The organism is Burkholderia sp. PAMC 26561 (genome assembly GCF_001557535.2).
GTDB lineage: Bacteria > Pseudomonadota > Gammaproteobacteria > Burkholderiales > Burkholderiaceae > Caballeronia.
In genome coordinates, this window is the sequence record NZ_CP014306.1 from 552,441 (window position 1) to 571,885 (window position 19,445).

The window sequence follows — 19,445 nt, forward strand, 5'->3', positions numbered from 1 at the left end:
ACTCAGCGGACCACCGCCAGGCCACGCTCGATCATCGCGGTCAGCGCCGCCACCGAAGCGCCGCCCTCCGAAGGCGCAATTCCCGCCGCCGCCTGATGCAGCATCGCGCCGAGCGCCTGAGCGGCGCGCTCGGGAATGGTGGTATCGAGCGGCTGGCCGTCGGGCATCATCTGCGCTTCGTACGCAATGCGCCGCCACGCAAGGCCGAGCGTGTCGGCGAGCAGCGCGACGTGGCCCAGACCCAAGGCGCACGCAGCCGAGCCCAGTCGATACGCCGCGTCAGCCGCCTTGATCGCCGCCTGCACATCGATACGCCCCGCCTCCCGCGCCGCCGCCCCATGCTCGATCAACCCGCCGATAGCCGGCTCGGCGCTCGTCAGGAAATCCTCGTAAGCCGCCGCGTTCACGCGCAGCACGCCGAGATCGCGCGTGGACGCATCGCGCGCCTGCTCCGCAGTCTTTTCCCACGCTTCTTCGGAGGCTTGCGTGCCCGCGACATGCCAGTGGACGGTCAGGCCGTAATCGCGCAGGACGTCGACCTGGTCGGAGTCTTCCGCCGACGCGCCGTATAACGCGTAATCGCGCCACAAGAGCGCGAGCGCGGCGCGTACCAGGGATTTCGGCGCGTGCGTCAAGCCATGCGCCTGGTCGGCCAGGATCAGATTGAAGCGCGCGTACAGACGGCGGGCATCGGCGGCGTTGTCGGCATCGGGCTGCAGGCGCAGCGCCTGAACCACCGCGCCGGCCAGGCGCCAGAAGTCATAGGGATCGGGGCCGGCGAGATCGGCGAGGCAGGCATCGAGGATCGACATGGTTTCAGCCTGCCCTCTTTCTTCGTCCACCTTCGAGCGCAGCAGCACCAGCAACGCGCGCTCGTAGTGCGCGCGGACGCGGCCAAGGCGTTTCGGTGAAACCGAACGCAGCGTGGCCGGCGCAATGGCACGGCCGGCGAGCGCGAGGTCATCGAAGGAAACAGGCGCGGCGCGAGTATGTGCGGCCATCAGCGCGTGGAGTCCGCGATAGTGATCGAAAAGCAGTGTGGAACATGCGAGTTCGCGCAAATTGCGGCGCTCGACGGCGAAACCGAAGTCGCGCAACGCCTGGGCAAACTGGTTGCGCGTCTTCTCCGATAACCCTGCCAGTGGCGACACCAGCACCAGCGTCTCGGCGAAACGCTGCGCGGGCAGCCACCCTGCCGCCTGCAGGGCCCCAATCGCCCGGCGCAAGACGCCGAGCGTGTCGCCCTCACGCAGGAATGCGTGCTGCGCGTCGGTCAGCGCCATTTCAGCAATGCGCACCGCGCCGCCGCGCGGATTGGGCAATGCCTGGAACGTGTTGGTCAAGCCGGACAAAGTAGTCATGGAACGCTCACGAGCCGACGCACAGCGCGAGGCTGTACGTTGGATGGATCTGGGTCGAACCCGGGCGCATGTCGCTTCTTACATGCTGTTCACATCTTGCGATACAAACCCGGACCTACGTTTGCCGAATCGTTTCCTTGGCCAAACACTCCTGCGGATTGGCGTTTTCAGGCGTATCCGGCCCGATGAACGAGCCCTACGCCTTCGCCCGTGGTCGCGTTGTGTGCCGCCTCGACACGCCACGTCATACCGCACGTCCATCTTCTTGCGCTTTGAATTCCCTGCTTCACCACCGTAAACAACACGCGCCGCATGAAGGCATCCCATCCATGCGGCGCGGTTTTAAATGCTTCCCTGCATCATGTCCGAGCCTTTGCTCAGATCTGAACCATCTCAAAGTCTTCCTTGCGAGCGCCGCATTCGGGACACGTCCAGTTGATTGGAACGTCTTCCCAACGCGTGCCGGGCGCTATGCCTTCCTCAGGCAAACCCGTTTCTTCGTCGTAAATCCAGCCACAAATCAGGCACATCCAGCTTCTGTATTCCATGCTTATGTCGCGTCGGGGAATCGGTTAAATGAGTGCATGATGGTACCGGTTTGGCGCCGCGATGCCTAGCAATGCAGCAGCGCTGGCCAATCACACGGTTTCCGTCACGATGGACATCAACATGCACGCCGGCATTTCGCCAGCGATACGAAACGGTGAGCTAGCAAATACCGCGCCGTGCGCGCCGTTTCGGTTCGCTCAAAGTCCGGCGTGATTTTGCTTGCGTCCCCGGAAAAAGTGTTCGGATCAGGTGGCAAGGCGTCATTAGGCCGCATAATCGTGCCGTTTGCACCGAACCATTTTGTATCCGGCTGCCCGACGATTCTTTAGCCGAAAGACCAGAAAAAACCACCCGATGCCTAGCGATACCCCTCCGATTGTTCTTACTTTTGGCTTGTCCGACCCAACCGGCGGCTCCGGCCTGCAGGCCGATTTACTGACCTTGGCCAGCATGGGCTGCCACGGACTGACCGTGCTGACCGGCTACACGGTTCGCGATTCCGCCACCTGCGACGAAGTCACCGGTCTCGAACCCGAAACTGTAGGCACGCAGGCCCGCATGTTGCTAGAGGATATGCCTGTGGCAGCGTTCAAGATCGGCGCGGCGACGCGTGCGGAGGTCGTAGCCGCGATTGCGGAGGTCGTGGCGGACTACGACGATGTCCCGCTTATCCTCGCACCCGATTTCACGCTCGACGACGAACACGTGCTGGCCGCGGACGAACTGCGGGAGTCGATGGCCGATTTGCTGGTGCCGCAAACCACCATGCTCGTTGCCGATCACGCCACCCTCCTGCAGCTTGCGCAGCCCGACGGTGACGCCGAAGCGCCCACGCTCGACGCTGCGATCTCGCACCTGCTTTCACAGGGCTGCGAGTACATATTGGCTACGGAAACGGGCACGCACCGGCACGTGAACACGCTGTACAGCGAGGAAGGCCAGATCCGGCAGGACACGTGGGACCGGACCGAACATCGCATGATGGGCATTACCGATACGCTCGGCTCGGCGATTGCCGCGCTGCTGGCGAACGGGCAGGAACCGGCGGAAGCCGCGCGCGAAGCGCAAGAATACGTTTTCCAGGCGACGCGAGCCGCCTTCAGGCCCGGCATGGGCGCATATATGCCGGATCGATTCTTTTGGGCCCGTTCGAACGATGACGAAGAGACAGCGCCCGTGGTGGTCGACGCGCCACCCGCCGCACCTGGCGAAGCACGCCACTGAAACTGATCTGGAGCGAAACTAAAACATGCCGCTGCGCAAAGCTTCGCTCCCGTCACTCAAGAAACATCCCGTCGGCGCAGTCCGTATAGGCTGCGCCGGTTGGGGGCTCACCGACGCCGTCGGCGAGCACTACCCCGGCGACGGCACGCACCTCGCGCGCTATTCGCAAGTGCTCACGTGCGTTGAAATCAACTCGAGTTTTTATCGGCCGCATCGTCCCGAGACATATGCCCGCTGGCGTGACAGCGTGCCCGACATGTTTCGATTTTCGGTGAAGATCCCGAAGGCCATTACGCACGACGCACGCCTCGTTTCGTGCGAACCGTTGCTCGACGCGTTCTTCGAATCCGCCACACAACTCGGCGACACACTCGGTTGCTGGCTCGTCCAATTGCCGCCCAGCCTCGCGTTCGATGCTGACGAAGCCGAGGCGTTTTTTGCCTCGATGCGCGAGCGCACCGCGATTCCCATCGCGCTCGAAGCCCGGCACGAAAGCTGGTTTGCGAAGGGCGTCGCCACGTTGCTGAAATCGAAAAGCGTCGCTTACGTCGATGCCGACCCGCAACCCGATTACTGCGCGATCAAGCATCGGGCGGATACGTCTCTGGCGTACTTCCGGCTGCACGGCTCGCCGGACGTGTACCGCTCATCGTATGAATATCCTTACCTCGATGCCCTCGCCCTCACGCTTCACGACCGGGCGAAGAAGGCGCACGACGTCTGGTGCATCTTCGACAACACCGCCGCCGGCGCCGCGCAATTCAACGCGTTACGCGTGAAAAGCCGCCGGGCATTGAACGCCCGTCCCAAGAAACGCATTGCCGTAAAGGAGAAAGTCGATGCGTGAATACGTGAAGTGGTTGAGCGCTGCTTTGCTTCTGACTGGCGGTTTGACATCGGCAATGGCGCAGACCGCGCCGGCAACGAACGGAACAAGCGCAACCAACGCGGCCACACCGGTTGGCGATGGAACCTTCCTCCTCACCATCTTCCTTAAGCACGACGAATCGAAAACGCTGCCGCAGATTAACCAGCAGTTAAAGGAGCATGGCTACTTCAAGGCGTTCCCTCCGCCCGGCGTTCAGGTGGTTTCGTGGTACGTGATGATGGGTATCGGCCAGGTGGTGACGCTGCGTGTTCCCGCCGACAAATTGCGCGAAGTGAATCGCGCAATCGAAAACACCGCGTGGGGCGGATACAGGACAGAGTTCTATCCGACCTACGATTACAAGGCCACGGCTGAACAGATGCGCGAACAGATGCGCGAACAGAACAGCAAATAACAGCAAGTAAAACCCGGCTTGGCACGCATACGAAAAAACCCGCACGGGTTGCCCGATGCGGGTTTTTTCTTTGACGACTTCTGGCAAAACGCAGACTTCCGAGGAAGCCTGCGTTGTCACGCAATTCCGGCAGATGCCAAAATTACATGTCCATGCCCATGCCGCCCATTCCGCCCGGCATTCCGCCGCCGCCCATCGGACCGTCTTCCTTCGGCAGTTCCGACACAGCGCAGTCGGTCGTGAGCAGCAGACCTGCTACCGATGCCGCGTTTTGCAGTGCCGTACGCGTCACCTTGGTCGGGTCCACAACACCGGCTTCCACCAGGTCGACGTACTCGCCCGTTGCTGCGTTGTAGCCGAAGTTGCCCGTACCAGCTGCAACTGCTGCCACCACGACGCTGGCTTCTTCGCCACCGTTCGTGACGATCTGGCGAAGCGGCTCTTCCATTGCGCGCAGCACGATCTTGATGCCGGCGTCCTGGTCAGCGTTCAGGCCCTTCAAGTCTTTCAGTGCCAGACGTGCGCGGATTAGCGCGACGCCGCCACCAGCCACGATGCCTTCTTCCACAGCTGCGCGCGTTGCGTGCAGTGCGTCTTCAACACGTGCCTTCTTTTCCTTCATTTCGACTTCGGTAGCCGCGCCAACCTTGATCACTGCAACGCCGCCAGCCAGCTTGGCGACACGTTCCTGCAGCTTTTCACGGTCGTAGTCCGACGTAGCTTCTTCGATTTGCGTGCGAACTTGCTTCACACGCGCTTCGATGTTTGCAGCTTCGCCAGCGCCGTCGATGATCGTGGTGTTTTCCTTCGCCACTTCGATGCGCTTTGCCGAACCTAGCTCAGCCAAGGTAGCCTTTTCAAGCGTCAGGCCAGTTTCTTCAGCGATGACTTGACCACCGGTCAGGATCGCGATGTCTTCCAGCATGGCCTTGCGACGATCGCCAAAGCCCGGAGCCTTGACAGCAACAGTCTTCAGGATGCCGCGGATGTTGTTCACAACCAGCGTAGCCAGTGCTTCGCCTTCGACATCTTCAGCGATGATCAGCAGCGGGCGGCCAGCCTTGGCAACCTGTTCCAGGATCGGGAGCAGATCGCGGATGTTCGAAACCTTCTTGTCGTGCAGCAGCACGAACGGGTTTTCGAGCACAGCAACTTGCTTTTCCGGCGTGTTGATGAAGTACGGCGACAGGTAGCCGCGGTCGAATTGCATACCTTCAACCACGTCCAGCTCGTCTTCCAGCGACTTGCCGTCTTCAACCGTGATCACGCCTTCCTTGCCGACCTTGTCCATTGCTTCTGCAATGCGGTCACCAATCGACGAATCGCTGTTGGCCGAAATCGCGCCGACTTGTGCGATTTCCTTGTTGGTCGTGCAAGGCTTGCTGATCTTGCGCAGTTCTTCGATAGCGGCGGTCACTGCCTTGTCGATACCGCGCTTCAGGTCCATCGGGTTCATGCCCGATGCAACGTACTTCATGCCTTCGCGAACGATCGACTGGGCCAGAACCGTAGCCGTCGTCGTGCCGTCGCCGGCGTTGTCGCTGGTGCGGGAAGCAACTTCCTTCACCATTTGCGCGCCCATGTTCTGGAGCTTGTCTTTCAGTTCGATTTCTTTCGCAACCGAAACACCGTCTTTCGTGACCGTCGGGCCGCCGAAGCTGCGTTCCAGGACGACGTTACGACCCTTCGGGCCCAGCGTGACCTTGACCGCATTGGCCAGGATGTTCACGCCTTCAACCATCTTTGCACGGGCGATATCGCCAAATACGACTTCTTTAGCTGCCATATTCAAACTCCTTGATTCGTTTCAGTTTTGGCTTGTTCCAGGTCGGGCGAGAGTCGCGGGAAAGCGGTTCGATCGCGCCGGCTGGAGGCCGCAGGCTTGAAGGTGATTACTTGACCAGAACGGCCATGATGTCTTCTTCGCGCATCACGAGCAGTTCATTGCCGTCGACCTTGACGGTCTGACCAGCGTATTTACCGAACAGCACGCGGTCGCCCACTTTGACGTCGAGGGCGTTTTGCGTACCCTTGTCATCGCGCTTGCCCGGGCCGACGGCCAGGATTTCGCCTTGATCCGGCTTTTCAGCTGCAGCGTCGGGGATGATGAGGCCCGAGGCAGTCTTGGTTTCCTGATCCAGACGCTTGACGATGACGCGATCGTGCAAAGGACGAAGGTTCATACACACTCCTCTCTTAACTGAGACTATAAAAAACGCGGGAAACCCGTCCGGCGACTCACAGAATCACCGGACGGAAAACTGTTAGCACTCTCGTGCGACGAGTGCTAAGTATATGGCACTCCAGTCGGTAATTTCAAGAAGGATATGGAGAAGGACGAGAAATACGCTCGGGTTTCGGAATTTCAAACTGTGACGATTCAACTGGCGTTCGCTAGCGGTTACCGCAACCGACCGTGAAATCTTCTTGGCGATACGGCAGATCACAGGCAACGCCACTGCTCGTTTTCAGGTGATCTAAAGAGGAACGGTGTCATTCGTGTTTCGGGTATATACCGTGGAACGCCGAGGACTGCCAATGTGCGGTACACCCGAATGCTTGCTGGGTTCAGCACCATTGAAAGGTGTAAGTAAGTGCGGGGCGGAAAAATTGGCAACATAGTTGCTGACCGCGCGACGCGAAATGAGGCAACAAACCGCTAACGACGTGGTGGTTGAGAGCGCTAGTCGACCCGAAAGCGACGGACCCTCAGACTGACTGAGCGGCCGGTTTTTGCGTGGCTCCAGTCGCTCGAATGATCTGATCTCCCGCCTCATACATCCGCACCGCTTTGCGCCACGAAGTTATTTCGACAATACTTGAATTATCGAATCGATTGCTTTATCGTTCCCCGCATGGACTCTAATCTCGTCGTACGCGCCTTGAGCGCCCTCGCCCATGAATCGCGCCTCGCGATCTTCCGCCTGCTGGTCGTCGCCGGGCAAGACGGCATGGCCGCTGGTGATATCGCGAAGCAGCTCGGGCTTTCCCCTTCAAGTCTGTCATTTCATCTCAAGGATCTGTCACATGCGGACCTGGTGAAGCCACGGCAAGAAAGCCGCTTCATCATCTACACCGCGAATTTTGACGCCATGACAGGCCTGATCGGCTTCCTGACGGAGAACTGCTGCGCCGGCGCGACCTGTGCCGCGAGCGATCTCCCTAACTGCTGCGGAGATACACCATGAAGCGCATGCATATCCATGTCGCGGTCGAAGACCTCAACGACAGCATTCAGTTCTACAGCGCCATGTTCGGCAACAAGGAACCCACAGTTCTCAAGAGCAATTACTGCAAATGGGAACTAACCGATCCGGCCGTCAATTTCGCGATTTCGCAGCGGGGCGCGAAACCGGGCGTTGACCACATCGGCATCCAAGTTGAAACCGACGCAGAGTTGGAAGAGATGAACGCGCGCTTCACTGCGGCAAAGCTGCCGGTACAGGAGCAGACGGAGACAACCTGCTGTTACGCCAAGTCGAATAAGGCATGGACGATCGATCCTCAGGGCGTCGCATGGGAGACATTTAGAACCCTCGAAGCGGCGCCGGTCTACGGCGAGTCCCGCGATCGAGCGCGAGAACATGCGCAATCAATGGCCGCATGCTGCTCGCCGGCTGAAACCGTCGTGGCCATTCGGACCCGCACGTGAGCGACAACCCTTACTCCGTTCTGATTCTCAGCACGGGAAACAGCTCGCGCAGCATCATGGCCGAGGCGCTGTTCAATGTTTTGGGGAAAGGGCAGTTTCGGGCGTTCAGCGCTGGCAGCCATCCCTCTGGCGCAGTCAATCCGTTTGCCATTGAACGATGCGAAGCGCTCGGCTACGACACGTCGGGGCTGCGGAGCAAGAGCTGGGATGAGTTCGCTACGCCTGACGCTCCGCATATGGATTTTGTTATCACCGTGTGCGACCAAGCGGCGGGCGAAGTCTGCCCGATCTGGCCGGGCAATCCGATGACAGCGCATTGGGGTTTTGAAGATCCGGCCGCATTCGAAGGCAGCGATGAAGACAAGCGCAAGGTATTCACCAAGGTATATCGACAAATCATGAGCCGCGTGAGCCAGTTCGTTAATCTGCCGCTCCGTGTGCTAGACAGCAACGCGATTCGGCACGAAATTCGCGCAATCGGTGAAAGGCCTGCCGAGGAATCAAATGAGCAGCACTGACACGGCAGTTATCGGCGCACGACCGGCGATTGGATTTTTCGAGCGCTACCTGACAGTCTGGGTCGCGCTTTGCATCGTGGGCGGCATTCTGCTCGGGCAGGTCCTTCCTCAGCTCTTTCAGGCCATCGGTCGCATGGAAGTGGCACAGGTCAATCTCCCGGTCGGCGTGCTCATCTGGGTGATGATCATTCCGATGTTGGTCAAGATTGATTTTGCCGCGATGACTCAGGTCAAAAGTCAGTGGCGTGGAATAGGCGTCACGCTGTTTGTGAACTGGTTCGTCAAGCCGTTTTCAATGGCGTTACTCGGCTGGATCTTCATCCGCCATGTGTTCGCGCCGTGGCTTCCCGCTGATCAGCTTGACAGCTACATCGCCGGCTTGATCCTGCTGGCTGCAGCTCCTTGCACAGCAATGGTGTTCGTCTGGTCGCAGCTCTGCAAGGGCGATCCGTATTTCACGTTATCGCAAGTGGCGCTGAACGACTCCATCATGATCGTGGCCTTCGCGCCGCTCGTCGCCTTGTTGCTTGGTTTGTCGGCCATTACGGTGCCATGGGATACGCTAATTATTTCGGTCGGCCTCTACATCATTGTCCCAGTCATTCTCGCTCAACTGTTGCGCCGGATATTGATGGCGAAGGGCGAAGCGCATTTTCGGAAGAGTGTCACACACCTCGGTCCCTATTCGATCTGCGCGCTGCTCGCGACCTTGGTGCTGCTTTTCGCCTTCCAAGGGCGGGCGATCATCAAGGAGCCGCTCGTTATTGCAATGCTCGCAGTGCCGATCCTCATTCAGGTATTTTTCAATTCCGGCCTCGCCTACCTGTTGAATCGGCGGCTCGGAGTAGCGCACTGCGTGGCAGGCCCATCCAGTCTGATCGGTGCAAGCAATTTCTTCGAGCTGGCAGTGGCCACCGCAATCAGCTTGTTCGGCTTTCATTCCGGCGCGGCGCTGGCCACCGTCGTCGGCGTGCTGATCGAGGTGCCGGTGATGCTGCTAGTCGTCGGCGTCGTCAATCGCTCGCAGCACTGGTACGAAGCAAAACAAAGCATCTAAGGACAACGAGTATGAGCATCACGATCTATCACAACCCGGATTGCGGGACGTCGCGCAATACGCTGGCCATGATCCGCAATGCGGGCATCGAGCCAGAAATCATCGAATACCTGAAAACCCCGCCGAGCAGGAGCACGCTGCAAGATTTGATCGCCCGCGCCGGTCTCACAGTACGTGCTACGTTGCGTGAAAAAGGCACGCCTTACGCCGATCTGGGTCTGGGCGATCCATCAGTGACTGATGAGCAATTGCTCGACGCGATGCTGGAACATCCGATCCTCATCAATCGCCCGCTTGTCGTCACACTGCTTGGCGTGCGCCTGTGCCGGCCCTCCGAAGTCGTTCTCGACATCCTTCCAGCAGCGCAAAAAGGTGCGTTTTCCCAGGAGGACGGCGAACCGGTCATCAATGGCGAAGGACGCAGAGTCCGCGAATGACACAACACCTACCCAACATCAGCACGCCGCATCTCGACATGCCGGATCTGCGCAAACTCGAACCGCGCGCGGTTTCGCAACATGCGCCACGGATCCTGCTGCTCTACGGTTCGTTGCGCCCCACGTCATACAGCCGGTTTTTAACGTTAGAAGCCGAACGCATCCTGCGCCATTTCGGCGCCGAAACACGGGTATTCGATCCGCACGGCCTGCCGGTGACCGACAGTGTCAGCGCTGATCATCCGAAAGTGGCCGAACTACGCGCACTGTCGGAATGGTCGGAAGGCCAGGTATGGTGCAGCCCGGAGCGTCACGGCACGCTGACGGCCGTATTTAAAAACCAGATCGATTGGCTGCCGCTCGAAATCGGCGGCATCCGCCCGACCCAAGGCCGCACGCTCGCGGTGATGCAGGTGTGCGGCGGATCGCAGTCGTTCAATGCGGTCAATGCGTTGCGCGTGCTCGGCCGCTGGATGCGCATGGTGACCATTCCGAACCAGTCGTCGGTGGCAAAGGCCTGGCAGGAATTCGATGCTGAAGGACGGATGAAACCATCGGCTTACTACGATCGCGTCGTCGACGTGATGGAAGAGCTGTACAAGTTCACGCTGCTCGTGCGCGATCGCTCGGAGTACTTGACCAACCGTTACAGCGAGCGAAAAGAAGCGCATCCGGAGCTTGCCACGTCGCTGGCGAGCGCCGCGATGAACCAAGAGGCGGTAAGCGTCAACGCCGATACCGATGACAGCGAAACGGAGTGACGGCGTCCGCGCGACATGGGCACTCGCAGCCGCGCAACTCGTGTCGTGGGGCTCGATCTATTACGCGTTCTCGCTGTTTGTCGTACCGATGGAAAGTGCGCTAGGTTGGAGCCGTACCGCCACGAACGCAGCGCTCTCGATCGGTCTGCTGATCTCGGGACTCGCGGCGTATCCCATCGGGACGTGGATCGATCGCGGCCACGGCCGTCGCGTCATGGTCTGCGGGTCTATCCTTGCTACTGCGATGTTGGCGCTATGGTCTCAGGCACATAGCCTCGCAATATTGTTTGTCGTCTGGGCCGGTCTTGGCGTCGCGATGGCTGCGACGCTCTACGATCCGGTCTTCGCGGTGGTCACACACGATTTTCCTGACAGCTTTCGCACCCGGATCACGCTCATTACGCTGGTAGCCGGTTTTGCGAGTACGGTTTTCATCCCCCTAACTCAAGGCCTCATCAAATGGTGCGATTGGCGGGGCGCATTGCTCGTGCTTGCGGCGTTCAATCTGGCGATCTGCCTGCCGCTGCACATCTTCGCGATCGGCCGGGATGCGCCACGCGATGGCGAATCAAATTACAAGGCGACGCAGAAAGCTGCCAATGCAGCGGCCACACGGCGCGCATTACGCACGCCAACATTCTGGGCGCTCGCAGTGTGCTTCACAGCCTACTACGCCACATTCGCTGCGCTCACGTTCCATCTGGGACCACTGATGGCGCAACGGCGCGTGTCGCCTGCGCTGATCTTGACGACGATGGCCGTTATTGGCCCGGCGCAAGTTTTGGCTTCAGCATTCTGAATCCCACCAGATCTAGTGGGAATCAGAATCACGGAAGTGAGCGCACTAGGCCGCCCCCGCGGCTCAAGAACCTACACACAAGAATTCCGGGAGATGGTCGCAGCGCAAGCTAACGACCCGGAGCGTTCGATCGCTGAGGTTGCTCAGGAACACGGTCTGAACGCGAACATGGTCGCGAAGTGGCGACGTCAACGGTCGCCCTCGCCACCGGCGACGCTATTGCGGGCACAAGAATCATTTCTCCCGGTGCAAATCACGCCATCTACGCAACACCCGACCATTACGGTGGAGTGCGGAGCGGTCCGGGTTCGCTTCGAAGGCAACCCTGATCTGGACGTGCTGCGCATTGTGCCGGCTACCTTGCTTGACGCTCAATGACCCTAGGACCACCCACTGGCACACGTGTGTGGCTGAGGATGCATGTGCGGTTAGAAGGTCAGCGGTAAATCTCACGCCGGTTGCCCAGCCGTAACACCGTAATTGTGATGTGCGCGTCCTCGATCTGGCAGATCAGCCGCCAGTCACTAACGCGATACTTCCAGAATTCACCCAGTTCGCTGCCCTTGAGGGCCTCGCCGATCGCGCGCGGGTCGTCGATCACCGACACCCGGTCCCGCAGAAACGCGACGATGCGGCCGGGCGACCACGCGGTCCAGTTTTGCAAGCTGCTTTTCAGCGGTTTGTGAGACCTCAATCCGCCAGACCAAGCCGTGCCTCCACCTCATCCAGCCCAGCCGTCTGTTCCTTGGCTGCCTGGATACGCTTAACCACCCGCTCAGCCAGATAGAGGTCTTCCAGATCGTCCAGGTGTTGCAGAATGGCCTCACGCGCATAGAACGTCTTGCTGCGCCCGGTGCGCTTGGCAAGCGTCTCTAGGCGAGCTTCAATTTCTTCGGGCAGGCGGATGGCGAGCATGGTTAGCCTCCAGCAGTACGGATATGTCGTGGGATTCGTGCTATACACGTATAACGCATATTAAACGCACTTCACTCAAGGTCCGCCTCGTCATCGAGCGCGGCAGGTTGGATTGTTGACGCTGCGCGAGAGCTTGGCCGGGTGCGTCGTTGTGTGAATGTACCTTCAGCGCCCGGATGTCACGCGCGTGTAGACCTGCGTTGTTTTAATATCGGCATGGCCCAGGATCGCCTGTATATATCGCACGTCCGCTCCGTTCTCCAGCATCAGCGTCGCCATCGCGTGACGAAACAGGTGGCAACTGCCGATGTTGCCCGTCCACCCTGCTCATTCACCCATTCGTATCAGTCTTCCCCGATAGGGTTGTCGGGTCGGCCTGCGCATCGACCTTTTCGAGGTACGGAAACCTACTCGGACTTCCAGTCGATCGCAGGCGGTTGAAGCTCGCTTTTCCACGCCACGCCGTTATCCGATCGTCAATGCAACGTGATGGATTTCCCCACCCAAAGACGGCGGTATGCCAGAGTGGAAATGTGATTGACCACTCAAACCGGGAGGGGGCGTCTACCATCCAGATCACGACAGTCGGGCTTAACCTAGCCGGGAACGTATTTCAGGTCCACAGGGGCCGTTGATCGTTGCGCAAAGCCAACCACGGCTAGAGTTGAATGACAAGTGACTGCGAAGCCTTGTATCGATAGCATCCGCAGTTCAAGGCTCGTTGAACCTCGAAACGAGGCTTGGGTGCCGGCCCGATCTCCAGGTTTTTTACCGCCTGGAAGGCTGCAGGATTGGGATCACATCCGGACGCAAGTCAAGGAAATCGATACAAGCGGCCGGTTCAGCGGCAAATGAAGTCCAATCAGGCCGAGCGGTGCACGCGTGATTAAGCGAGGCTGTGTTCTTATCATGCTCGTTCGTGAGTTCGGCAACTTCTTCACATCGCGTATCTTTCGGCGCCTGATTGACCTCGGTCGGTTTGTTCTCCAATACAGATGTTTTTCTCATGTGAACATCCTTCGATAAAAGCGCGAGTTCAAAATAGGACTGTGCGCAAGACGTTTCATAGGTCAAATTGCTCTTGCGTAATTTTGCACGTTTTTACGCTTGCCCTCACGGCACACTACAATCTAGCCCGCCGATGTCCCTCGATTCGTCCCGCAGACTGTCATGTACAAGCCGCTTTCCCGCCTTTCCCTCGCCTTTCCCCTGCTGATCCTCGCCGCGTGCGCAGGTAAAGCGACGCCCACGCCGAGCTACCAGGCGGAGATGTTTTCCACCGGCGTAAGCCCGTTCGCGCACAACTACGACGCAACCAGCCAGGAAACCTGCGAAGCGTCGCGCCGCGCGTTGCTAAGCCAAGGCTACATGACGACGATGGCCCAGCCCGATACCGTCGATGCCACCAAGAATTTCCAGCCAACGCCGGACACGCACGTGGTGGTGTCGTTTCATGTGGTCTGCACGCCAGGCGAGAACGCGAGCAACACCAGCATCGCTTATGTGAACGCCGTGCAGGACGGCTATACGCTTAAGAAAAGCGATACATCGGCGAGCGTGGGATTGAGTGTGCTCGGATCGTTGTCGCTGCCGATCCGCTCGAACAGCGACTCCATGGTCAAGATTTCGAGCGAGACCGTACCGGCGGGCAAGTTCTACGACCGGTTCTTCGGTCTCGTCGGCCATTACCTGCGCACAGTGCCGCGCAGCTCTCCCATTCCCGGCGACGATGTCACCAGCCGGTCGCTCGCGCCATCGCTGATATTGAATTCGCCGGAGCTGACGCCAACGCCGATCGTCGTGCAGACGCCGGTGGTGAGTGTGCCGGCGCTGCCGGCTTCATCTCCGACCCCGGCGCCCTAAAACCGCGTCTTACTCCGGCACGTTCACCGAACCACCGCTAAAAGTGATCGCGTTGCCGCCGGGCGCGGCTGAGATTGCCGGCAGATTCGCCACCGATAATGCCGGCGCCGCCCCCGCCGCGCCGCCTCGCGGCACGGTACGCACGACCTGCGAAGGCGGCAGCGGCGCATTGTTCTTCAAATGCGCCCACATCAGGTTCAGCGCCTGCAGGTTGTAGTAATGCAGCGGGATGAAGCGGTTATCGAAGCCCGCGACACTCAGGAAAGCATCGAAATGCTGGCCGTTCGTCACCTCATAGAACGACAGATTGCTCGAATTCCCCTCGGCGAGCTTGTTCATGGCGGCGTACGGGCGCGACGCATGGTTGATCGGCACGAGCGTGTCCGAGCGGCCCTGCACGATGATCGCCGGCTTTCCGTGCAGGTTCGCATTCACGCGGATGGCATCGACGCTCGCCGTCATCCGCGCATCGCCATTCGTCCACAGACCGCGCACGCAGAACGCGCCGGCAAAGCTTGCATCGGCGGTGGCGAAGCGATGATCCGCCGCGCCCGAATTCCCCGCGTTAAAGACGAGGTTGATGCCGTTGGTCGGCGGCACGCCGTTGCCGTTGCCGAAGACGGTCGGCATGGGCGAGACGAGCGGCGTTACGCCCGCCGCGCCGGTGAGCGCGTTGGTCGTGCCAAAGCTGAAGTTGCACAGGTTGTCCGTCACGCTCGACTGCGTGTACGCGTTGGCATATGTCACGGCAACCGCCGGCACCGCCTGCGAATCCCACATCGGCGCTTGCAGTAGGTCCGAGTCCGTCTGATATCCCGCCTGATGCAACTGAGCCAACGCGCTGTTCGCCTGACTGATGACATCGCCGCCGGAAATCACGCCGTTGGCCGCCAGCGACGCACATCGGGCCGCACGGATCGACGCCGTCGTGGTCAGCGGCAGCGCCGTCAGATAAGGCGCGCCCGCTGCTGCCGGGGCCAGCGCCGCGCAAGGCTGCAGCAGGTTTGCGAGCGACATGTAGTCGGCAAGCGGACGCCCGAACGATGCTACCGGCACGCCACCCTGACGCACGGACACCTGCGACGGAACCTTCAGATTGATCTGCGGCTCGCCGACAACCACCGCCGTGATCCAGCCTTGCGTATCCTCTTCGGCCGCGGCGAGCGACGCGCCGCCGCCATTGCTCACCGACGCCGCTATCGTCGTCACGTCGCCGCGGTTATAGCGCGTCTTGTGGTTGGTGCCATCGACTGCGCCGTAGGTATCGTTGAGCGCCCAGTACGCGAACTGGATGGCCTGCAACGTGTTCGTGCCCCAGTCCTTCTCCGGGTTCTGCTGCGAGTGGGCGTGCTTGAACGCGTACCGGTTGGGGAACTGCGCGTTAAATGCAGCGATGCTGGTCGCACCGGGATTCGCGGTGAATTCGCTGCTCTTGCCGGCGCCCGTCGCGTTGGACAAGGTGCCGTCGATCAATGTGACGAGGTTCGTCGCGAGTTCGTGCGCGCCATTGCCACTGCCTTTGTCGGTATAAGCCACCGCGCAGCCGCGCTTCAGGCCCCACTCGCCCGCCGCCGATATCGCCCCGTACACGCCGCGAGACCCCGACGATGCCGCCGTCACAATGCAGGGCTGGTCCGGGTTGAAACTCGCCGGAATCTGGACGAGGAGGCTCACGTTCTTCTTGCCGCTGCCATCGTCGGCGTATGCGAGATATTCCTTGCCCGCGATCTTGCCTTCGCCGAGGGTATCGTTGCCGTTCAGATCGACATTCGGCCCCCAAAAACGCCCGTAGCCACCGTTCGCGGACATGTCCACGAGCGCCCGATAGTTCGAGTAGATCGCAAGCCGCCGGAGTTCGGCAGCCGTAGGCGAGGACGCGTTCGCAACAGAAGGCGCACTTGCCGATGCCAGCCCGCTCTTGCCAAGCCCGGCGGTCAGGAGGTCGTCCGTGTTGCCGTCGAAGGTTTGCGTGCGCACGCTGCCCAAGATGAAGCTTGGCAGCGAATTGGTCTGCGAACCATTGTTGTCGTCGTTGCCGTGGCACGCCGTCAGGCCTGCGCCGACCAACGCGGCGAGCGTCATGGCTGCGGGGAATCGCTTCATGGTGTCTCCCTGAATTTTTATCGGTTTGAACGTGCCAAACGCCGACCACGGACACAACCAATATCAAGCGGGAGAGCAATCCGCAAGGTCCGCGCAAGGTCGGCGCAATGTCGTCACTGAACCATAAACCGACGCGGCGCCACTACCCGGCAATACCCGGACCACCAATACAAAACGGGTTCCGGCGCGCAAGGCGCCGAAACCCGTTATTGAACCATTCGATTTTCGTCAAGCCGCGTCGTTACAAAGGACAACGCCGCGGCTTTCCGAAAGCCCGTGGTTCAGGCCTGCATCACGAACCGTTTTGCGGTGCGAGCGAGAGTTTGTTCGATACCGATGTCACGCCGGCCACGCCCTTCGCGATTTCTTCAGCTTTCGGGATCTGCGCGCCGTCCGGCACCGAACCCGTCAGAACGACGGCGCCGCCGCGTGCGCGTACGAAGATATTCGACACGTCGATGCCCTGTGCCTTGCCCAACGCACGGCGCACATCGAGACCGAGCTTACGGTCGGTCTTTTTGGTGATCTTGGCGTCAGCCTTGGCCGACATTGCGTCCGAGGGCGCAGCATCGCTTGATTGAGCATAGGCGCTCGATGCCACCGCGACGCACAGCACGACGCCCAGTGCCTTCAACATATCGACTGCTTTCATGGTTTCTCCTTTTGTTTCGCTTTGGACTTCGCAAGTTGTACTTCTTTGTGCTTCTTTTGAACCGCATCAACCCAGCGGCTTACTACGACATCTTGCGGTTTCCCGACTAACGGTGACCTAGAACAGTCGACGTAGACGGACAATACCGGCGATGCTGGCGACACGGCGTTGCGAGAGACTGGCGAAAAAAACGAATGTCCGGTGATTCTTGTACGGGTGTCATTGCGGATGTCACTCCGTTCTTTCAGGACACGCACTGCCGTACATCGTGCGACGCTTCCGGTTCTGCACGGAGCACTTGCTCCGAAATGCCGGTTGGCGGCGCGGATGCTGGTTCTGCGGCGGCGAACGTCAATTTAATCCAGCCTTGCCAGAAGCGCAAAGCATTTAACACGATGACGCGCATCCGTGCGTTTATCGTGAGGCCGGACATGGAAACTGACGCTCGATGACCACGGCTTAGGGCGTGCCCCTGATTTCGGCGGGTTGGCGTTCATGTACCATCGGCGACGTTTCGGACCGGTTGAATCATCCGCCAGGCGCAGCGGATGGCCTGTTTAGTGAACGAGGGTTTTCCCTTTTATAGTCTGCTTTTCTTCGCTTCAAAGATCCGCGGCTGCAATGTTTCATGGTGCCAACGCGAGTCCAGTCTCAAGTCCTGCCCCAAGTCCTGCATCAAGTCCTGCCTTAGCAAACTCGACAATGATCCAACCTCCCGATCAGAAACCTTCTCCCTCGGACAATCCGCAAAAGCCGCGCGCACGGCGCATTGCGCCTTCCATGACGCGTTTTGTCGCAATCTCTTGGCGCGATCTTGCGATCTCGTTCGGCCCGATCCTCTTGATCAGCGCGGCTGCCATCTATCTCGCCGTGCGCCTGATCCAGCCCGCGCCGCCCAATACGCTCACCATCTCAGCGGGGACGAAGGGCAGTTCGTTCTGGAACAACGCCCAGCAATACAAGAAGATCCTCGCGCGCAACGGCATCACGCTGAACGTGCTGGAGTCGCAAGGTTCGCTCGACAACCTGCAGAAGCTCGAAGACCCGAACGCCAAGGTCGATGTCGGTTTCGTGCAGGGCGGAATGTCGGCGGCGGCGGCCATCGTTCCGGGCAGTGCACCGGCCACATCCGATAAACACGACGACCTGGTTTCCCTCGGCAGCGTGGCTTACGTGCCGTTGGCGGTGTTTTATCGCGGGCCAGTGTTGACGCGGCTGTCCGAGCTGAAGGGCAAGCGCCTTGCAATCAGCACCGAAGGCAGCGGCACACGCGCACTGGCGCTGGCGATCCTGAAGGCGAACGGCATCGAGCCTGGCGGCAATACCGAACTGTTGCCGCTCGCGGGCGACGCCGCCGCCGATGCCTTGTCGAACGGCAGTATCGACGCCGCGTTTCTCACCGGCGACTCCGCCCAGCCGCCGACCATGGGCAAGCTCTACAGGACGCCTGACATCCGCTTCTTCGATTTCACCCAAGCCGATGCCTACGCCCGCCGCTTTCCATACCTGACCGTCCTGAACCTGCCGATGGGCGCCTTCGATCTCGCCAAGAACCTGCCCGAGCATCGCATCCGCCTGATCGCGCCAACGGCCGAACTCATCGCGCGTGAGGGTTTGCATCCGGCACTCTCCGACCTGCTGATCGAAGCCGCGAAGGAGGTCCACGGCCGCGCGAACCTGATGCAGTCGGCCAACGAATTCCCCGCGCCGCTCGCACACGAATTTCGCATCAGCGACGACGCCGAGCGTTATTACAAATCGGGCAAGGGCTTCCTGTACCGGACGCTGCCGTTCTGGATCGCAAGCCTGGCGGACCGGGTGATCGTGCTGCTGGTGCCGATCATCGTGGTGCTGATTCCGGGCTTCCGGCTCGTGCCGGGGCTCTACCGCTGGCGCGTGAGATCGCGCATCTACAAGATTTATGGCGCGTTAATTGCGATCGAACGTGAGGCAATGACCGACCCGGACACCGCCCAGCGCGAAGCGCTGATCGATCGGCTGGACGATATCGAGGCAAAGGTGAATCAGATGAAAATGCCGCTCGCTTATGCCGACCAGTTCTATGTGCTGCGGGAACATATTGGCTTCGTGCGACAGCGTTTGACCCTCGCCCAGAGCGTCGCACTCGACGCGCAGGCAGACAGCATTCAGCACACCACGTAATATCGAAAGCTGAAACGACGGTAACCTGAGTTACAGGCGCCGCGTAATGAGCGTCATGAAGTGCATCACGAGGGGCATCGAAATGCCAGGGAGATTCAAATGAGCGCT

At 60.0% G+C, this 19,445-nt stretch carries 22 protein-coding genes and 1 pseudogene; 13 read left to right on the forward strand and 10 right to left on the reverse strand.

What is annotated here, in order from left to right:
* Positions 1-2: 2 nt before the first annotated feature.
* Together AXG89_RS02520 and AXG89_RS02525 are read right to left on the reverse strand one after the other, a co-directional pair.
* On the reverse strand, positions 3-1,361 hold the full coding sequence (locus AXG89_RS02520) for a hypothetical protein (RefSeq protein WP_062167628.1): 1,359 nt from the start codon (positions 1,359-1,361) through the stop codon (positions 3-5).
* Positions 1,362-1,738: 377 nt separating this feature from the next.
* Positions 1,739-1,909 carry a rubredoxin gene (locus tag AXG89_RS02525; protein WP_062167629.1) on the reverse strand — a complete coding sequence of 57 codons (171 nt, stop codon included), beginning with the start codon at positions 1,907-1,909 and terminating at the stop codon, positions 1,739-1,741.
* 355 nt (positions 1,910-2,264) lie between these two features.
* On the opposite strand from AXG89_RS02525, the gene AXG89_RS02530 reads away from it, so the two are divergent.
* Genes AXG89_RS02530 through AXG89_RS02540 form a run of 3 tightly spaced genes read left to right on the forward strand, consistent with a single transcriptional unit; the run spans position 2,265 to position 4,417 of the window.
* The gene (locus AXG89_RS02530; protein WP_062167635.1) at positions 2,265-3,134 is read left to right on the forward strand and encodes a hydroxymethylpyrimidine/phosphomethylpyrimidine kinase; all 870 of its coding nucleotides are present in this window, start codon (positions 2,265-2,267) and stop codon (positions 3,132-3,134) included.
* 25 nt (positions 3,135-3,159) lie between these two features.
* Positions 3,160-3,981 carry a DUF72 domain-containing protein gene (locus AXG89_RS02535; RefSeq protein WP_062167642.1) on the forward strand — a complete coding sequence of 274 codons (822 nt, stop codon included), beginning with the start codon at positions 3,160-3,162 and terminating at the stop codon, positions 3,979-3,981.
* Between the two features lie 55 nt (positions 3,982-4,036).
* Positions 4,037-4,417 (forward strand): hypothetical protein, encoded by a 381-nt coding sequence (locus tag AXG89_RS02540; RefSeq protein WP_062170228.1) that lies wholly within the window; start codon positions 4,037-4,039, stop codon positions 4,415-4,417.
* Positions 4,418-4,559: 142 nt separating this feature from the next.
* Here AXG89_RS02540 and groL read toward each other — a convergent pair whose 3' ends face one another.
* Both groL and AXG89_RS02550 read right to left on the reverse strand, forming a co-directional pair.
* Entirely contained in the window at positions 4,560-6,203 is a 1,644-nt protein-coding gene (groL, locus tag AXG89_RS02545) for a chaperonin GroEL (RefSeq protein ID WP_062167646.1), read from the reverse strand.
* 106 nt (positions 6,204-6,309) lie between these two features.
* Positions 6,310-6,600 (reverse strand): co-chaperone GroES, encoded by a 291-nt coding sequence (locus AXG89_RS02550; RefSeq protein ID WP_031362728.1) that lies wholly within the window; start codon positions 6,598-6,600, stop codon positions 6,310-6,312.
* Positions 6,601-7,272: 672 nt separating this feature from the next.
* On the opposite strand from AXG89_RS02550, the gene AXG89_RS02555 reads away from it, so the two are divergent.
* The 8 genes and pseudogenes from AXG89_RS02555 (at position 7,273) to AXG89_RS02590 (ending at position 12,019) form a co-directional block, all read left to right on the forward strand.
* Positions 7,273-7,605, forward strand: coding sequence for an ArsR/SmtB family transcription factor (locus AXG89_RS02555; RefSeq protein WP_062167649.1), 333 nt, complete (start codon positions 7,273-7,275; stop codon positions 7,603-7,605).
* The gene (locus AXG89_RS02560) at positions 7,602-8,069 is read left to right on the forward strand and encodes an ArsI/CadI family heavy metal resistance metalloenzyme (protein ID WP_062167655.1); all 468 of its coding nucleotides are present in this window, start codon (positions 7,602-7,604) and stop codon (positions 8,067-8,069) included. The genes AXG89_RS02555 and AXG89_RS02560 overlap by 4 nt, the downstream gene beginning before the upstream one ends.
* Positions 8,066-8,587, forward strand: a complete 522-nt coding sequence (locus AXG89_RS02565) for an arsenate reductase ArsC (RefSeq protein ID WP_062167661.1) — start codon at positions 8,066-8,068, stop codon at positions 8,585-8,587. Before AXG89_RS02560 ends, AXG89_RS02565 begins: the two co-directional genes overlap by 4 nt.
* Positions 8,574-9,644, forward strand: a complete 1,071-nt coding sequence (gene arsB, locus AXG89_RS02570) for an ACR3 family arsenite efflux transporter (RefSeq protein ID WP_062167667.1) — start codon at positions 8,574-8,576, stop codon at positions 9,642-9,644. The genes AXG89_RS02565 and arsB overlap by 14 nt, the downstream gene beginning before the upstream one ends.
* Before the next feature lie 11 nt (positions 9,645-9,655).
* Positions 9,656-10,081, forward strand: a complete 426-nt coding sequence (arsC, locus tag AXG89_RS02575) for an arsenate reductase (glutaredoxin) (protein ID WP_062167673.1) — start codon at positions 9,656-9,658, stop codon at positions 10,079-10,081.
* The gene (gene arsH / locus AXG89_RS02580) at positions 10,078-10,842 is read left to right on the forward strand and encodes an arsenical resistance protein ArsH (protein ID WP_062167679.1); all 765 of its coding nucleotides are present in this window, start codon (positions 10,078-10,080) and stop codon (positions 10,840-10,842) included. Before arsC ends, arsH begins: the two co-directional genes overlap by 4 nt.
* Positions 10,823-11,629: pseudogene (locus tag AXG89_RS02585) on the forward strand (MFS transporter); the annotation flags it as partial. The gene arsH and the pseudogene AXG89_RS02585, both read left to right, overlap by 20 nt.
* 105 nt (positions 11,630-11,734) lie before the next feature.
* The gene (locus AXG89_RS02590) at positions 11,735-12,019 is read left to right on the forward strand and encodes a transposase (RefSeq protein WP_062167685.1); all 285 of its coding nucleotides are present in this window, start codon (positions 11,735-11,737) and stop codon (positions 12,017-12,019) included.
* A gap of 58 nt (positions 12,020-12,077) precedes the next feature.
* Here the strand turns inward: AXG89_RS02590 and AXG89_RS02595 are convergent, their stop codons facing one another.
* The 4 genes from AXG89_RS02595 to AXG89_RS02610 all read right to left on the reverse strand — a co-directional run bounded on the left by AXG89_RS02595 (position 12,078) and on the right by AXG89_RS02610 (position 13,564).
* Entirely contained in the window at positions 12,078-12,305 is a 228-nt protein-coding gene (locus AXG89_RS02595) for a type II toxin-antitoxin system RelE family toxin (RefSeq protein WP_335671955.1), read from the reverse strand.
* Positions 12,306-12,331: 26 nt separating this feature from the next.
* Positions 12,332-12,556, reverse strand: a complete 225-nt coding sequence (gene relB / locus AXG89_RS02600; protein WP_062167687.1) for a type II toxin-antitoxin system RelB family antitoxin — start codon at positions 12,554-12,556, stop codon at positions 12,332-12,334.
* A gap of 165 nt (positions 12,557-12,721) precedes the next feature.
* Complete coding sequence (locus tag AXG89_RS02605; RefSeq protein WP_082771322.1) at positions 12,722-12,835, reverse strand: tyrosine-type recombinase/integrase; 114 nt, start codon at positions 12,833-12,835, stop codon at positions 12,722-12,724.
* Between the two features lie 489 nt (positions 12,836-13,324).
* Positions 13,325-13,564 carry an AbrB family transcriptional regulator gene (locus AXG89_RS02610; RefSeq protein WP_119024616.1) on the reverse strand — a complete coding sequence of 80 codons (240 nt, stop codon included), beginning with the start codon at positions 13,562-13,564 and terminating at the stop codon, positions 13,325-13,327.
* Between the two features lie 162 nt (positions 13,565-13,726).
* Between AXG89_RS02610 and AXG89_RS02615 the strand changes: the two genes are divergently transcribed.
* Positions 13,727-14,419, forward strand: coding sequence for a DUF2242 domain-containing protein (locus AXG89_RS02615; protein WP_062167692.1), 693 nt, complete (start codon positions 13,727-13,729; stop codon positions 14,417-14,419).
* Between the two features lie 9 nt (positions 14,420-14,428).
* On the opposite strand, the gene AXG89_RS02620 is transcribed toward AXG89_RS02615, so the two are convergent.
* Complete coding sequence (locus AXG89_RS02620) at positions 14,429-16,522, reverse strand: D-(-)-3-hydroxybutyrate oligomer hydrolase (RefSeq protein ID WP_062167695.1); 2,094 nt, start codon at positions 16,520-16,522, stop codon at positions 14,429-14,431.
* A gap of 292 nt (positions 16,523-16,814) precedes the next feature.
* Positions 16,815-17,174, reverse strand: a complete 360-nt coding sequence (locus tag AXG89_RS02625) for a BON domain-containing protein (protein WP_062167697.1) — start codon at positions 17,172-17,174, stop codon at positions 16,815-16,817.
* Positions 17,175-17,876: 702 nt separating this feature from the next.
* Here AXG89_RS02625 and AXG89_RS02635 point away from each other — a divergent pair.
* Positions 17,877-19,337, forward strand: a complete 1,461-nt coding sequence (locus AXG89_RS02635; protein WP_062167705.1) for a TAXI family TRAP transporter solute-binding subunit — start codon at positions 17,877-17,879, stop codon at positions 19,335-19,337.
* Positions 19,338-19,445: the final 108 nt, after the last annotated feature.

Bases quoted from the DNA above. Each gene is read 5' to 3' on its own strand.
- AXG89_RS02520 (WP_062167628.1), bottom strand. From the start codon at position 1,361: ATGACTACTTTGTCCGGCTTGACCAACACGTTCCAGGCATTGCCCAAT.
- AXG89_RS02525 (WP_062167629.1), bottom strand. From the start codon at position 1,909: ATGGAATACAGAAGCTGGATGTGCCTGATTTGTGGCTGGATTTACGAC.
- AXG89_RS02530 (WP_062167635.1), top strand. From the start codon at position 2,265: ATGCCTAGCGATACCCCTCCGATTGTTCTTACTTTTGGCTTGTCCGAC.
- AXG89_RS02535 (WP_062167642.1), top strand. From the start codon at position 3,160: ATGCCGCTGCGCAAAGCTTCGCTCCCGTCACTCAAGAAACATCCCGTC.
- AXG89_RS02540 (WP_062170228.1), top strand. From the start codon at position 4,037: ATGGCGCAGACCGCGCCGGCAACGAACGGAACAAGCGCAACCAACGCG.
- groL (WP_062167646.1), bottom strand. From the start codon at position 6,203: ATGGCAGCTAAAGAAGTCGTATTTGGCGATATCGCCCGTGCAAAGATG.
- AXG89_RS02550 (WP_031362728.1), bottom strand. From the start codon at position 6,600: ATGAACCTTCGTCCTTTGCACGATCGCGTCATCGTCAAGCGTCTGGAT.
- AXG89_RS02555 (WP_062167649.1), top strand. From the start codon at position 7,273: ATGGACTCTAATCTCGTCGTACGCGCCTTGAGCGCCCTCGCCCATGAA.
- AXG89_RS02560 (WP_062167655.1), top strand. From the start codon at position 7,602: ATGAAGCGCATGCATATCCATGTCGCGGTCGAAGACCTCAACGACAGC.
- arsB (WP_062167667.1), top strand. From the start codon at position 8,574: ATGAGCAGCACTGACACGGCAGTTATCGGCGCACGACCGGCGATTGGA.
- arsC (WP_062167673.1), top strand. From the start codon at position 9,656: ATGAGCATCACGATCTATCACAACCCGGATTGCGGGACGTCGCGCAAT.
- arsH (WP_062167679.1), top strand. From the start codon at position 10,078: ATGACACAACACCTACCCAACATCAGCACGCCGCATCTCGACATGCCG.
- AXG89_RS02590 (WP_062167685.1), top strand. From the start codon at position 11,735: ATGGTCGCAGCGCAAGCTAACGACCCGGAGCGTTCGATCGCTGAGGTT.
- relB (WP_062167687.1), bottom strand. From the start codon at position 12,556: ATGCTCGCCATCCGCCTGCCCGAAGAAATTGAAGCTCGCCTAGAGACG.
- AXG89_RS02605 (WP_082771322.1), bottom strand. From the start codon at position 12,835: ATGGCGACGCTGATGCTGGAGAACGGAGCGGACGTGCGATATATACAG.
- AXG89_RS02610 (WP_119024616.1), bottom strand. From the start codon at position 13,564: ATGAGAAAAACATCTGTATTGGAGAACAAACCGACCGAGGTCAATCAG.
- AXG89_RS02615 (WP_062167692.1), top strand. From the start codon at position 13,727: ATGTACAAGCCGCTTTCCCGCCTTTCCCTCGCCTTTCCCCTGCTGATC.
- AXG89_RS02620 (WP_062167695.1), bottom strand. From the start codon at position 16,522: ATGAAGCGATTCCCCGCAGCCATGACGCTCGCCGCGTTGGTCGGCGCA.
- AXG89_RS02625 (WP_062167697.1), bottom strand. From the start codon at position 17,174: ATGAAAGCAGTCGATATGTTGAAGGCACTGGGCGTCGTGCTGTGCGTC.
- AXG89_RS02635 (WP_062167705.1), top strand. From the start codon at position 17,877: ATGATCCAACCTCCCGATCAGAAACCTTCTCCCTCGGACAATCCGCAA.